Here is a 14,671-nt window from a genome sequence, read left to right as displayed (position 1 = left end):
TAAGGTATACCGGGTGCCTGAGGTCGGAGTAACGCCGTGTCTGGGTTGCCGGCATGATGTGAGATTGTGTGGGGTTCATGGCGCATTTTGGCTAAGACAACCAGGTGGCCTGTCGCACAAGTACTAGATAACCCCGAACCAGCCAGTACGCACAAGACTTGGATTAGAGGGTTTTGTACTGTGGAGTTAACCTTTGTGTGTCCGGCTATCAGCAACGGCGCGTTCTTCTTGATCTGTGAAATAAGCCCATGCATTACCCCTTGAAATCTGAACGCCGTGGACCGATAGGCCTATTGCGCATCGACAACCCTCCCGTCAACGCCCTTTCGGCGGCCAGTGTTGCCGGACTCCACGTGGAGCTGGACCAGTTTGAGACCGAAGTCGACCTGTCAGCCCTGTTGGCGCATTGTGATGGTCGCACCTATGTCGCGGGGTGCGACATCGCCGTATTTGACGACTCTGATTTCTGCGTCAGTAACAACACCCGTTTGCTGTTGCGTTTGGATCGCTCGGTTCGCCCCGTGGTGGTGGTGAACGGCACGGCTGTGGGTGGTGTGTGATGGACACCGCCGTGCAACTCACCGTGCCAGTGGCACCCCACAATCAGTTTGACGAATCAGCGCTGGCCGCCTACATGTTCACCCACGTGGCCGGATTTCAAGGTGGTCTGCAGGTGTCTCAGTTCAAGGGCGGGCAGTCGAACCCGACTTTTTTACTCACTGCGGGCGGTAGGCACCATGTGTTACGCAAGAAGCCCAATGGTTTGCTGCTGCCTTCAGCTCATGCGGTGGAGCGAGAGTACCGCGTGATCACTGCTTTGCAAGGTTCGGGCGTACCGGTGCCTTTAAGCCACTGCCTGTGCGAGGACAGTCGGGTCATCGGCACGCCGTTTTACATCATGGACCATGTGCCCGGTCGCGTGCTTTGGGACCCGCGCCTGCCCGGCATGACGCCAGCTGAGCGCGGTGCCATCTACGACGACATTAATCGCGTGATCGCCACGCTGCACGGTCTGGACCTAAAGGCCCTGGGCCTAGAAGGTTTCGGTCGTCATGAGAACCACCTGCAACGCCAGATAGCGCGTTGGAGCCAACAGTACCGCGCCTCGGTGACCGTCAGCCAGCCGGCGATGGACCGGCTGATTGACTGGCTGCCGGCCCATATCCCACCCGGAGAATCAACCTCGGTGGTTCATGGAGACCTGCGCATTGACAACATGATCTTCCATGCCACCGAGCCGCGTGTGGTGGCGGTGCTGGACTGGGAACTATCGACACTAGGCGACCCGCTGGTGGATTTTTCCTACCATATGCTGACATGGGAATTGAGTAAGGAGCAGTTCCGCGGCATGGCCGGCACCGACCTCGCAAGCCTGGGCATCCCCGATCAGCAGACCTATCTTAAACTTTATGCACACCGTACGGGGCGTGCAAGCATCGACCCACAACACTGGGAGTTTTACATGGTGTTTAACCTCTTCCGCCTCGCGGCTATCTTGCAAGGCATTGCCAAGCGGGCAGAAGAAGGCACGGCTTCAAACCCCACAGCAGCTGAGACAGGTCGGTGCGCCGGACCCATTGCCGAGTTGGCATGGCGCCGTGCCCGCGAGCAGCTTGGTGCTACCTGAATTTCCACTCCGTTCTCAAAGGACATCCATGTCATTCGATCCCTCTCCCAAAATTCAGGACCTACAGCGTCGGCTCCATGCTTTCATGGACGAGCACATCTATCCTAACGAGGCGCGCCACATCGAAGAGGCCGAACGCTTGGGGCCCTGGCAAGTGCTACCGCTAATCGAAGAGCTCAAGCCCCTAGCGCATGCCGCTGGGCTTTGGAACCTGTTTCTGCCCGAATCGCCACACGGCGCAGGCCTGACTAACCTCGAATACGCGCCACTTTGCGAGATCATGGGTCGCTCACTGCTTGCGCCTGAAATCTTCAACTGTTCCGCACCCGACACCGGCAACATGGAGGTGCTGGCGCGCTATGGCACACCCGAACATCAGGAGAAATGGTTGAAGCCATTGCTGGCCGGAAAAATCCGCTCATGTTTCGCCATGACCGAGCCGGAGGTCGCATCAAGCGACGCGACCAACATTGCCTCGACGATCGTTCGAGACGGTGACGAATACGTGGTCAACGGCCTCAAGTGGTACACCACCAACGCAACCGATCCGCGCTGTAAGATCGCAATTTTCATGGGGAAAAATGATCCAGACAACCCGGACCGCCACAAGCAGCAATCGATGATTCTGGTGCCCATGGATACTCCTGGCGTCAAGGTGGTTCGCGCATTGCCGGTGTTCGGCTACTACGGCATGCCGGATCGCGCCTCAGAGGTGTTGTTTGAAAATGTGCGTGTGCCTGTTAGCAACCTTTTGCTCGGCGAAGGACGGGGTTTTGAAATTGCCCAGGGCCGCCTTGGCCCCGGTCGCATCCACCATTGCATGCGCCAGATCGGTCTGGCCGAACGCGCATTGCAGCGCATGTGCGAACGCAGCCTCTCCCGGGTCGCCTTCGGTAAGCCGGTGGCTCAGCAGGGCGTCACGGTGGAGCGCATCGCCGAGGCCCGCATCATGATCGAACAAGCAAGGCTGTTGACTCTGAATGCGGCTCATCGCATGGACACCGTAGGCAACAAAGTGGCCAAGACCGAAATCGCGATGATCAAGGTCGCTGTGCCAAACATGGCGGCCCAGGTGATCGACTGGTCAATTCAAGCACACGGCGGTGGTGGCACCAACAACGACTTTGGTCTCGCGCATGCATACGCTATGTCACGAGTTCTTCGCTTGGCCGATGGTCCAGATGAGGTACATCGCAACCAGATCGGCAAACTGGAGTTGCGAAAGTACCAGCAGTGATTTCTGATGCCTAGTGAAAACACCTAAAGCGCGCACTAGGATGCACAGCATACTGAGGCAAGACAACGGTCGTACGATCCGTTATGCTTTATCCTAACTTCTATGAAGAATTGAGGTGACAAACAATGCCTTACGTTAGACCTGTTGCCAAGTCAACCGTTCCCGATCGCATGATGTGGATTACCCCTGATCGCGTGTTTTATCTTGGTCTTTTGGGAGCGCCGACGGTTCGACAAATGGGATCGGTGCTTGTCTATGTTTCAGTTGCGGGCTCTGCCATCCGCATTCGGCTGGACGGTGGTGAATGGCAGCGAACTGAAATGGCGGTTGTTCCACCCTATGTTCCGCATCAGGTGATGTCGGAATCGCGAATGGTAATTGTCATGAAAGTCGAGGCTGAAACCGTCGATCTGGGTGCATTACCCCCGGAATTATGTGGTCGCGGGGCATTGGATGCGCCTGCATTTGTAAGACGCGTGCGCGAACGCGCCTGGGAGTCACCGGTCGACTCCCAAGCCGTCAACCTACTGGACCTAGACTTTGACCTCGCCGTGTTCGGTGCCAAGTTGCCTACCCGCAAAATTGATCAACGAATTCTGTTTGTTCTGGGTCGCATCAAGGAAGACCCCTCGGCACCCGCTGTCGCCGAAGAGTACGCCAACATGGTGAACCTTTCTTTTTCTCGTTTCCTGCATCTTTTCAAGCAAGAAGTCGGTGCGCCGTTTCGCAGTTTTCGTACTTGGAAGCGAGCTCGAAATCTTTTGAACTATGTGGTGAACCATAACAACAACCTGTTGTATGTCGCACTTGGCACAGGCTACCCAGACTCTACCCACTTCAGTCATACGATTCGGCGGGTGTATGGACTCAAGCCAAGCGAAATTTTTGCTGGATCGCGACGACTTGCCGTGTATGGCCAGTCTGCAGCCATTCACTGAACGGGTTCCCGGACGATGTGCTTTCATTAGGTCAAATTTTCAAAAAATCAACCCGAATGTCATTGACCTGTAGGAGTTTCAGCACTTTCCCATAGGAAACCTGATTTACAGATGCCTAATTTGACTAACATGAAGCCCTTACGAATCACAGCGAATCGGCCAGCGACTTGGGAACCCACACCGGCAAATCCAGCAGCATTTGCCCCATACCTTTTCCCAACGGATCCATGCGAGTAGAGGACGGTCCACCGCCGTCCAGTGCTTCATGAAGCAAATAGTTAATGGCTGAAATGCCTGGCAGGTGAAAGCGTTCTACACGCCCTTTGACCAGGTGAGCAAAATACCCGTGCACCACTTCAGGTGTAACACGGCTCCAGATCAGAGGCAGCCATTCCGCCCTGCGGGCGATGACGCCGATGTTGGATATATTGCCTTTATCTCCGCTGCGCGCCCATGCCAGTCGGATTAACGGTACTTCGATCTGTGGTTCATCGGTGTCGAGCCAAGCCACTGGCACGGTTGTTTCATGGTCAGTTGAATCCCCTTGGATCAAGGGAACACTGACAGTTTGCTTGTGTCCATCCATCGTGAAACTAAGTGTCAACGCAGACTTCCCAAGTAAAAAAGCAAATGGTTTTGTCAATGGTGAAGCTGATGGGCGACCACCGCCAGGACTCGTGGTACCTGGAGCCCATGAGGTGCCAGAGGGCGCAATCTCCCGAGAGAAAATTTCCAGTGCTGCACTACTAGGGTGATCGACCACCACTCGGACCATCACTTCGCGAGCCGTTTCCGCTCGTGAATATGGGCCATACAGGGCTTCGGCACCCAACAGTTCAACGCGGGCGGAACTGAAGTCCTTATGGCCTGCCTTTTGCAAAAGTTCGCGCGTACGAGTGATGATGGCCTCTCCTGTTCGCCGTGCTTTGGCGGCTGCGTCAATGCCGACGATCACCATGCTGCCTGCACAGCGATACCCGACCATGCTGGTGGCTGAGACCTTGTAGCTAGGACTCGGTACTCTGCCTCGTGCACCACTCACGCGCACCTGCTCTGGACCAATTTGCTCAATGACGACATTGCGAAAGTCGCAACAGACATCCGGCAGCATGTAGGCTCCGGGGTCGCCAATTTCGTAGACCAGTTGTTCGGCCACAGCGGCTCGAAGCACCACACCACCGGTTCCTGGTGGCTTGCTCACGACAAAGCTGCCATCCTCAATGCAATCGACAATGGGGTAGCCGATGTGTGGCCAGTCAGGGACGTCTTGCCAGTCGGTGTGAAGTCCTCCTGTGGCCTGGCAACCGCACTCGATGATGTGGCCTGCAAGGCTACCACCAGCCAGCCGGTCGTAATCCACGGGGCTCCAGCCAAACTCATGTATCAGCGGACCCAAGGTGGTCGCACTGTCCACGCAGCGACCCGTGATAACGATATCGGCTCCTGCGTCGAGGGCTCGCGCCACGGGCAGTGCACCGAGGTAAGCACTGGCACTCAGTACATTCTCTGGCAGGGGATCGCCCGTGAACATGTCCTTGCTTTTGAGGCTCCTCAACTGCGACATCAGGCTCGAGACGTCGTCACCTTCGACCACCGCGATCCGAGGCTGCAGTCCTTGGCTCTCGGCCAATGCACGTAAGGCCGCAGCGCAGGCCTTAGGGTTGATACCGCCCGCGTTGGCCACCACCTTGATTCCCCGCCGCATGACTTCAGGCAGAACGGTCTTCATAGCGACGTCGACAAAGTCGGTGGCATAGCCCATCTCTGGCTTGCGGGCACGCGCCGCAGCCAGAATCGCCATGGTGGTTTCGGCGAGATAGTCAAATACCAGGTAGTCAATCAGCCCAGAGTTCACCAATTGAGGTGCCCCCACCATGCTGTCACCCCAGAACCCCGAGGCACCACCGATGCGAACGATCTTATTGCTCAACTAATCTCTCCTGAAGTGCAATCAGCGAAGTGCCGAATGTTTGCATTCCAAGATAGCCTAGCTTTGGCTCATTTGGCTTGCGCGAAGTGGTTGACTGGTGCTGTGGATCGGCAAGCAAAACAATGGACCTGCTTGCGACATTGGCCCTAAAGGCGATTGCGGACCTAGCGCCCAACAACTGACAGGCAGTTTAAATGTTCACGGTTGCGCTAGCGAGCCCTAGATGAGATCAGTAGAAGATGCATCTGGTGTTAATGACTCTGAAGCTGTGACATGATGTTCCATTGAACCTCGCAATCGGCATATTTCTTTTAGTGAGGTTGATTCGTAAGGTTGTGCACTCGAGTGGTCGTCAATTGGCCAGTTAGCACAAGACACGAGAGGTTTGTGTCGGCTATTGTTGTCCTATTTCTCAGCCACAATGAGTTATCTACCGTGACTTCAGCCTCATCAAAACTTATGAGCCCGTTGTGCTTAACGCACGCGGATGGCACCACCACCACGCTGCGCAATAGACTGCTCATGGGATCCATGCACACAGGGCTTGAAGAATTGCCTGATGGCTGGGATAGGCTCGCAGCCTTCTACGCAGAACGGGCTGAAGGCGGTGTCGGGTTGATTGTGACCGGTGGTCTCTCACCCAATCGCGAGGGCAACATGTGGCCTGGTATGCGAACTCTGGACAGTGAGGAATCCGCATCCCCGCACCGCGCAATCACAACAGCGGTGCATGCACACGGAGCTCACATCGTCATTCAATTGCTGCATGCTGGACGGTATGCAACCCATGCCGAGGGAGTTGCCCCTTCGGCGCTGCGTTCGCCGATATCACCCGCTACGCCTCGTGAGATGTCTGTAGAAGACATCCGTCGAACCATTTCTGACTACACCCAGGCTGCGATATTGGCTCAAAGTGTGGGCTACGATGGGGTTGAGATCATGGGAGCGGAAGGGTATTTGATCAATCAGTTCATGGCGCCTCGTGCGAATCAGCGCAACGACGAATGGGGAGGCAGTCTCGAAAACCGGATTCGCTTCGGAGTAGAAACGGTAAGGCAGGTAAGGGCTGCAACACGGTCTGATTTCATCGTCATTTTCAGGCTCTCTATGCTTGACTTGGTAGAAGGCGGCTGCACGTGGGACGAGGTTGTCGAGATGGCGAAAGCCGTTGCAGTGGCTGGCGCCAGCATCATCAATCCCTATGTGGGGTGGCATGAGTCGCGTGTGCCAACCATCGCCACGCTTGTGCCTCGCGGCGCATTCACGGGCTTGACCCGACGCCTGAAGTCGGAACTTGATGTGCCTGTGGTAGCAAGCAATCGCATCAACGATCCCAGATTGGCAGAGCAGATTTTGGCGCAGGACGGGGCAGATCTGGTGTCCATGGCGCGGCCTTTATTGGCCGATCCGATGTTGCTGAATAAATTTGCGTCCGGACAGTCAGCGCTGATCAACACCTGTATCGCTTGCAACCAAGGGTGTCTGGATGAGGCTTTCTCAGGCCGCCTGACAACCTGCATGGTCAATCCGCGAGCTTGCCGCGAGACAGAACTTCGAATCGAACCGACTGCGGAACCCAAGCGGATCGCAGTGGTCGGAGCTGGACCTGGCGGACTTGCCTTTGCTGTGACGGCAGCCCAGCGTGGTCATCAGGTGACCTTGTATGACGCTGCTTCCGTGGTGGGTGGCCAGTTCAACCTGGCGCGCCTTATTCCTGGCAAGGAAGAATACAGCGAGACCTTGCGCTATTTTTCAGCTGAGTTGGTTCGTCATGGCGTGAAACAGAGGCTGGGTGAACGCGCGTCGTCGGAGTCATTGCTTAAGGCTGGATTCGATCATGTGGTTCTTGCCACTGGCGTTGTACCAAGGAGGCTAACTTGGCCTGGCATTGACCACCCCAGAGTACTGCGCTATGCCGACGTTATCGAAGGCCGAGCACCAGTGGGTGCCCGGGTTGCCATTGTCGGGGCAGGCGGCATCGGTTTCGATGTGGCTGAACTGCTGAGCCATGAGCACCTAGAGGGTGACGAGTTAGCGCAGTTCACTGCGACTTGGGGTATTGACTTGAAGGGCCAAAACCCAGGTGGTATGACGGAACCGCATCCTGCTCGTATGAGGCGCGAGCTGTGGTTGCTTCAGCGTAGGCCGGATTCGCTCGGAAAAGGCCTGGGGAAAACCACGGGTTGGATTCGCAGAGCCCTCTTGCGGCGCCGAGGTGTCAACATGCTTTCCGGCGTGATTTACGAACGGTTTGACGATGAGGGCCTGCACATTACTGTGGGAGGTGTTACGAAAATATTGCCGGTAGACCATGTGGTGATTTGTGCTGGTCAAGAGTCAGAACGGCCGTTGCTGGGCGAGTTGGAGCGGGCTGGCCAGCCAGTGAGCCTAGTGGGCGGTGCGCTCATGGCAGGCGACTTAGACGCGACCCGGGCAATTGATGAGGGTGTTCGGCTTGCCTGCCGTCTTTAGGTGGAATATCCGTCACCCGATTAAGGTCATGATGGAAACTCATATCGCAGCTGTTTGCTCCGTGGAGTCGACCAGTTAACACAAGACTGTCCCGCTACGCACACATAAACTGTCCATCTGCACTTTCTACGTCAAGACAATCCCGACAGCGATGGTGCGGCGCTTCGATGAATCCCTTTAGCCGTTCGTGTTGAAGGCCAACAACTAATTTCAGGATTTAGAAACATGAAAAATCTAGCCCGAATCGCCCCCTCTGTTCGTCCATCCATCTATCGACGCCTGGCCTTGCATTTTGGAGGCATGGCAATGGCCCTCATGGTTGGATTCCTTTCCATGCAGCAGGCCTTAGCTGCAGAGAACTGGCGAATCACGTCTGCCGCACAACCTGGGCTGCTGCGCGATCATCACGTCCGCATCGCTGAATCCATCACCAAGGCAACCAACGGGGCGGTTCAAGGAGAGTTTCAGTTCGTGGCCAGCGAGCAAGAAGCCTTGCAGCAAGTGCTTCGAGGCCGCCTTCAGGTGGGTGTCATCTCAGTTCTGGGCTTGGCTTCAATAGCTCCAGAGATGGCTGTTTTTGCAACTCCCTATTTGTGGGCTAACCCAAAAGAAGGCGATGCTTTTCTCGATAAACACGCCGTGCGGTTGGTGCAACCCATCATGGAGGCCAAGGGTCTGGTGCTGATTGGCATGTCAGAGACTGGTTTCAACGACGTTGTTGGCAAGACGCCCTTGCTCTCTCCAGCCGATGTAAAGGGCAAGAAGATCCGCGTCTCCCCGGCGCCATCTTCGCAGTTTTTCTGGTCGGCGTTGGGTGCTAATGGCGTCCAGCTGCCGTTGGGTGAAATGTTTCCTGGGCTTGAACAGGGACTGGTCGTGGGTGCTGATCTACCTTTCGTTTACTACATCACGACCCCCGCTGCCAAGAGTGCACCCCACGTGACACTCACAAGGCATACCCACCTGTTCAATGCAGTCGTAGTCAACAAGGAATCCTGGTCCAAACTCAATTCCCAGCAACAAAACGCCATTCGGGCGGGAATTCCAAGCTACCCGGTACTGCGCGGCGAGGTCCGCGATGCAGAAGGACCGCTGATGAAGAAGTTTGAAGCTGACGGGGGTAAAGTGCATCAAATAACAGATGCACAGCGCAAGGTCTGGTATGACATTGTCTCACCTGGCCATGCCGCTTATGTGGAGAAGATCGGCCAGCCAGCAGTGACCCTTTTCAATGCCATCCAGGCCGCAAGGCGCGAGAAGTGACTGCACAGACGACTCAATCGGTGGCAGTTGCATGCTTTCTTCAGAGACTACAGGCAATTGAGAAGGCCGTAGCAGTCTTTGCCATCATTGCTGCAGTGGCCTCGCTGACCGCAGACCTATTGGGGCGCGAGCTGTTTGGCATGGGGATCTTCGGTGCGCAACGTGCAGCGGTGCACTTAACTTTTGTGGCGGGCATGCTCGGGTTTGTACTAGCCACCGGCAGTGGACAGCACCTTCGAATCAAGGCCACCGACCACCTACTGCCATCCAACTGGGCACCCTGGATCGAGCGCTTGGGCAGCGTACTTTCAGCAGTCATACTGGGGGTACTTGCGTGGCATGCGTTAGGTTTCACCATGCAAACGAGGGGAGTGGGTCAGATGTCCGTCACGCTGGGGATTCCCGTCTGGCCCATTCAGGCGGTGATGGTCTACGCCTTTTTGTCAGCAGGACTGCGACACATCCTTTTTGCCTTTCTGCCGGACCTGCAGCCTCAGGAAGTTACTTCCTCATGAATGCTATTTTAGGTGCTGCAGCACTTTTCGCTCTGGCCTTGTTGCGTCAGCCTCTGCTGCTTATTTTGGCGGCGGGGACATCCTATGTTCATGTTGTGCTGGCCGATAGTCGGTTCGAGTTCATGATGCAGGATGTTTGGTCGGCGCTGGACAAGGAAATCCTGCTTGCGATTCCCATGTTCTTACTGGCAGGCGCTGTCATGACGCGAGGCAGCATAGCAAAACGCCTCATACGCATCATGATCGCCCTGACTACCCCCATCCCAGGTGGCATAGGTGTTGCCACCGTATTGAGTTGCGCCATCTTTGCTGCGATATCTGGATCGAGCATCGTCACCATGCTGGCTGTGGGATCCGTGATGTTCCCTGCACTCATCTCGAATGGTTATTCACGGTCGTTTTCGATCGGCCTGATCTGCGCAAGCGGTACGTTGGGCATCATCATTCCACCATCGATTCCCATGATCCTCTTCGGCATCATGACGGAAACATCGATCACGCAGCTGTTCCTGGCGGGCATAGTCCCAGGCCTGTTTCTGGCATTCCTACTTGCCGTTTATGCGATTCTCATAAATCGGCATCGGGATACATCCAAATGGGATACGCAAGAAATTATGGCTTCGATTCGATCGGGGGCATTTGCCCTAGCGCTGCCGATCCTGCTTTTAGGTGGCATTTACAGCGGATACTTTACGCCTACTGAGGCGGCAGTTGCTGCTCTGTTGTATTCGCTTTTTGTGGAAAGCCTGGTTCACCGAGAACTAGAATTTCGCGATTTTTATGAGATTGTGGGCAGTACTGCTAGCTTGTTAGGCATATTGCTACCGTTGGTGGCGTTCGCCACCAGCCTGAGCGTGATCATGGATTACGAGAGGGTGCCACAAGCTATCGTGGCCTGGGTGCAAACATTTATTGACAGTCGGACAACATTTTTGATTGCGGCAAACTTGATGTTGTTGCTAGCAGGCGCGGTCATGGAAGTGGGATCCGCTATTGTCATTCTTGCCCCTCTGTTGATGCCTTTGGCAAAGGTCTATGGTGTAGATCCTGTGCACTTCGGAATTGTGATGACGGTTAACCTTGAAATTGGCTACATCACACCACCGGTGGGACTGAATTTGTTCGTGGCGCTTGCTGCCTTTAAAGCCAGCTTTTCTGAGGTCTGTCGATCAGTAGTTCCTTATATCGGCATCATGCTGCTCGGCCTGACCATCATCACTGCCGTGCCTGCGCTTTCTCTATGGTTCATTCGATAGATCAGGCTGACGATAGCTGCGCATCTATCGCGCCGTATTTTTTTGGTGAGCCTCCAAATTGAAAGCCACTGATACATGTATCCGGCATTGATGCATAACTTGACATCTTCAATCGGTACAGGTGTTGTTGCCGGGGCGCTGATTTCAGTTTGACCAGTCAAATAAGCTTCAGTACATATAAGCTTCAGCTTCGATAATGGGTTAAATGAGTGACACAACAATTGCTCATTCGTACCCTGTCAGCCGCACCCTGTCAACGCGAAATGTACATCCGCCTGGCCTTGGGTGAGTTGTTGATGATGTCAAGCGTGAGCTGACAACGCTCACTGCCAAAGTAACGGGCCAGCACCTCGACGATACGCTCATCCTCTGAGGAGACGTTGGCAAAAATTGTCATGCAAGATCGCAGCTTCATGGCGTCAATCTTGCCAAGGACCTTCTCAGGCCTTGTCCCCTTTGGCAGACCCAGCAGGATTTCTATGCAGCTTCTCAGTCTGTCGCCCAGAAGATCGTTGTCCCAATACTCCGCCGCCTCTTTGGGGTCAGCCAAGCCAAAGTAATGTGCAAGGCGGCTCGATCCCAATCCCCGAAGCTGAGGAAAGACAAACCACATCCAGTGCGTCTGTTTGTGACCCGCGGCGAGTTCCTCGACGACCTGATACCAGTGAAGGTCCTGAGCTTCGGTGAATCGGTCTAAAGTCCCTTCGGACCTGACCATGGGAACCCGTCGAGAGGTTTCACGCATCAACCTGTGAGGTTGCGCTTGCCAATATTCGCCGCTTGAATAAACCGGACGGCTTTGCTTGCGAGCACCCGGAAGTGGCAAGCTTGGTACGCCACAGGCCTGGTAAAAACTCGATAACTCCCACATCCAATAAAAGCCATTGCCCTGCAATGCCGCCTGAGCGGCATGCAAGTTGGCAGCAGGTAGATGGTCAAAGACTTTTCCGTGATCGTCAAAGAAAACCAATTCAACCCCGCCTCCTGGGCCGTCTTCGATAACACACCAGTTTTGTTGGAGCATCCCTAGGACTTTGACCCAAAGGCGTTGGCTTATTTGAGCCTCCTCGCGGAGTTCGTCGAGAGTTTGAATGCGCATGAATTCGCCTTAAGCAATAAGTTCTGGGCCGCCGCAACCATCATTCGGCAGGAACGGAAACCCAATTGGGCCAAGCAAGCATTCACAAGTCATTGCCGGATTTCCTGCTGCCACCCCTGCACCACCATCACCATCGCCAGGGTGTCCAACTCACAGTAGCGCAGCAGGGCTTGCTTGATTTGTGACCTTTTCGCGTCTTGAAGGTCTTCAAACTGGAGCCGCGAATAGGCCGTTGCGGCAGCGCCACCTTCTGCGATGACCAGTTCATCCGGGTCTTGGCCCTCTGGCAGAGACTCACCCAGCATCTCTGCGCCCAAGTCACGCAGGATTTCGTAAGGGTCATATATGCTCTTGCCGTGTTCATCGGTGGGCAGCCAAGTGAAGTTCTTGTAATTCAAGCTGGACATTCCACCCTCTGCGCCATAGATCGGCTGGGCATAGTGCTGCCGCAGCCAGGCATTGCTGGCGAGCATGGCGGGCAGCACCTTCTTGATGGAGACACTGCCCTTGGTGGCCACATCGAAGTACCCTGCCTTGGCCAACTCGCACAGGTCCACCATGGCACGCTCTCCCGACTTGGTGAGCGACGCCATAAACAAGCGCAACTCGTCCGCATCGGCTGGCGGGCTCAAGCTTTCATCGAGCTGCACCATGATCCGGTTTAGGATCGTGTTTTCATGGTGGCTCCACATGAATACCGTGCCAGAGTCCCCTTTCAGCTCTGCCTTCAGGGCGCGGGCAAATTCGAAGTTTGGAAACACCCCTGGCTCGGCCAGCAAGAACTGGCCCTTGTGTTCGACGCGCCCGTCTTCATGCATCACATGGTGGGAATACTGAAAGGCCACCTGCTCATAAGGCCGCATGCCTTGGTGAAACGGGATGGCCACCGCACTGGTCTCGAAGTCGATGAAATGGTACGGAAAGCGCCAAGACGCCATTTCTCTGCGCATGTGTGCCTCGGCCAGCCAGTACCCGCCTCGATCTTCTTTTGGGGGGATGCCTTTGGCTTGCATCCACTGGCGTTCACTGACAGACAAGGTTTCTCCGTCGTCTTTGACGTTGATGTCCCCTGACTGCACGGCAGACAGGCGTATCCGCCCTTGCGAGATTAATTCGTCTTTTTTCAGAAAATTCCATAGGTCCAACACCGTGCCTTGGGCGAAATCCTGGGCAGTGAAGCCATAGGCCTGAGACCAGCACTCATGAAATCCGCTTTTCATCTCATCGTCGCTTGCAGCCTTGAACTCGCATTTGCTGCACTTTGAACCGGGCAAAGGAGGAATTTTTTGGTCATCGGCATAGGCTTTGGCCCAGTCATTGGCCGCCTGGTCCAGAGGTTGCAGAAAGCCGTTGGTGCCCACGCCATGTTTGTAAACCACCCCCACAAACTCATCCACGGGTACCTTGGCCAAAAGATTCGTCTGAGGTGCGAAGTTGACTGCATCGGCTGATCGGGTCACCCTAACCTTCTTGCCGTCCCTGACGATCTTGAAAAGCTGGTTCAAGCGGTCTTGTGTCGCCTTGATTGACTTGTCGGGCATCATCAAAAAAGTGCTGATCTTCGCGCCTGGATACGCCTGGCGCATGACCCACGCCTGAAAGGCGACGTCTTCAATGTAGGGGCGCATGCCCGACTTGATGGGCACTCGGCTGCCAGCGATGTCGGGTCGCGTGCTGTCATGGGATTTGGCTTTGACCTCGATCAGCTCGTATCGGTTACCGTCTTTGACCAAAATGTCCACGCGCACGAAGAAGTTGCCAAAGGCGATTGCAGCCTCAAACACAACCGCTCGATCTTGTTGCAACAACAGCGCTGTTTGCGCCAAAGCGCCTGCATGGTCGGTTGCCTCGACCTCAACCCCATCAGGGTATTGGCACTTGGCCAGCTCGCCCACTTGGTAGCCCCCTTCAGCCAACATTTGCAAAAAGCTGTCCTCTTGCTTGGTATCCCGGTAGATCTTGGGCTTGCCGGTGTAGAACAACTTGGTCGGGCATTCCACGGCCAACTTGAAGCGTGATTTGGTTAGGTAGCGCATGGGGGTTTTCATACTCACCGAATCTTAGCCACCTGAAGGCTCGCCTGGTGAGCCCCGCCCCCGTTCCAGCATGGCCTTCACCAACCCAAGAAGCCTTCGATGACCCAAACGACGATTGTTTTTCTCTGCTGCAAGCGGCTGTGCCTGCAGCAGGCGGTGCGCTTGAGAAGCTGCTGCGGGTGCAGGCGCCTGACCGCCTTGCCGATCTGGTTGTAACCCATTTGCCCAAACGCCTGGCCTTAGTGGTAGATAGCTCGTTTTCGTTGGCAATGCCAGCGAAGTTTTGGACGGCGTCGAG

12 protein-coding genes are annotated in these 14,671 nt (G+C 55.3%); 8 read left to right on the top strand and 4 right to left on the bottom strand.

The genetic code is table 11. The features are described from left to right. The first annotated feature begins 248 nt into the window (after positions 1–248). The 4 genes from B9Z49_RS07610 to B9Z49_RS07595 all read left to right on the top strand — a co-directional run bounded on the left by B9Z49_RS07610 (position 249) and on the right by B9Z49_RS07595 (position 3,802). Positions 249–560, top strand: a complete 312-nt coding sequence (locus tag B9Z49_RS07610; protein ID WP_108352851.1) for a hypothetical protein — start codon at positions 249–251, stop codon at positions 558–560. After that, on the top strand, positions 560–1,627 hold the full coding sequence (locus tag B9Z49_RS07605) for a phosphotransferase (protein WP_108352850.1): 1,068 nt from the start codon (positions 560–562) through the stop codon (positions 1,625–1,627). Before B9Z49_RS07610 ends, B9Z49_RS07605 begins: the two co-directional genes overlap by 1 nt. A 28-nt stretch (positions 1,628–1,655) precedes the next feature. Beyond that, positions 1,656–2,864, top strand: a complete 1,209-nt coding sequence (locus tag B9Z49_RS07600; protein ID WP_108352849.1) for an acyl-CoA dehydrogenase family protein — start codon at positions 1,656–1,658, stop codon at positions 2,862–2,864. A 125-nt stretch (positions 2,865–2,989) separates the two neighbouring features. Continuing rightward, entirely contained in the window at positions 2,990–3,802 is an 813-nt protein-coding gene (locus B9Z49_RS07595; RefSeq protein WP_233254554.1) for an AraC family transcriptional regulator, read from the top strand. Between the two features lie 145 nt (positions 3,803–3,947). Here B9Z49_RS07595 and B9Z49_RS07590 read toward each other — a convergent pair whose 3' ends face one another. After that, entirely contained in the window at positions 3,948–5,732 is a 1,785-nt protein-coding gene (locus B9Z49_RS07590; RefSeq protein WP_108352848.1) for an acyclic terpene utilization AtuA family protein, read from the bottom strand. A gap of 459 nt (positions 5,733–6,191) precedes the next feature. On the opposite strand from B9Z49_RS07590, the gene B9Z49_RS07585 reads away from it, so the two are divergent. From B9Z49_RS07585 to B9Z49_RS07570, 4 genes are all read left to right on the top strand, one after another. Further along, positions 6,192–8,204, top strand: coding sequence for an FAD-dependent oxidoreductase (locus B9Z49_RS07585; protein ID WP_108352847.1), 2,013 nt, complete (start codon positions 6,192–6,194; stop codon positions 8,202–8,204). Between the two features lie 225 nt (positions 8,205–8,429). Continuing rightward, positions 8,430–9,467, top strand: coding sequence for a TRAP transporter substrate-binding protein (locus B9Z49_RS07580; RefSeq protein ID WP_108352846.1), 1,038 nt, complete (start codon positions 8,430–8,432; stop codon positions 9,465–9,467). Then, positions 9,464–9,982 carry a TRAP transporter small permease gene (locus B9Z49_RS07575; protein WP_108352845.1) on the top strand — a complete coding sequence of 173 codons (519 nt, stop codon included), beginning with the start codon at positions 9,464–9,466 and terminating at the stop codon, positions 9,980–9,982. The genes B9Z49_RS07580 and B9Z49_RS07575 overlap by 4 nt, the downstream gene beginning before the upstream one ends. Beyond that, on the top strand, positions 9,979–11,238 hold the full coding sequence (locus B9Z49_RS07570) for a TRAP transporter large permease (protein ID WP_108352844.1): 1,260 nt from the start codon (positions 9,979–9,981) through the stop codon (positions 11,236–11,238). The genes B9Z49_RS07575 and B9Z49_RS07570 overlap by 4 nt, the downstream gene beginning before the upstream one ends. A 253-nt stretch (positions 11,239–11,491) precedes the next feature. On the opposite strand, the gene B9Z49_RS22025 is transcribed toward B9Z49_RS07570, so the two are convergent. The 3 genes from B9Z49_RS22025 to B9Z49_RS21760 all read right to left on the bottom strand — a co-directional run bounded on the left by B9Z49_RS22025 (position 11,492) and on the right by B9Z49_RS21760 (position 14,594). After that, positions 11,492–12,337: a DUF1810 domain-containing protein gene (locus B9Z49_RS22025; RefSeq protein WP_199225013.1), complete on the bottom strand. Its 846-nt coding sequence runs from the start codon at positions 12,335–12,337 to the stop codon at positions 11,492–11,494. 89 nt (positions 12,338–12,426) lie between these two features. Beyond that, positions 12,427–14,373, bottom strand: coding sequence for a DUF2779 domain-containing protein (locus tag B9Z49_RS07560; RefSeq protein WP_158273446.1), 1,947 nt, complete (start codon positions 14,371–14,373; stop codon positions 12,427–12,429). 77 nt (positions 14,374–14,450) lie between these two features. Continuing rightward, complete coding sequence (locus B9Z49_RS21760; RefSeq protein ID WP_158273445.1) at positions 14,451–14,594, bottom strand: hypothetical protein; 144 nt, start codon at positions 14,592–14,594, stop codon at positions 14,451–14,453. Positions 14,595–14,671 lie beyond the last annotated feature (77 nt).

The organism is Limnohabitans sp. 2KL-51 (genome assembly GCF_003063645.1).
Classification (GTDB): Bacteria; Pseudomonadota; Gammaproteobacteria; order Burkholderiales; family Burkholderiaceae_C; genus Limnohabitans_A.
The sequence above is the reverse complement of the archived record's forward strand: the minus strand, read 5'-3'. Positions and strand labels throughout refer to the sequence as shown.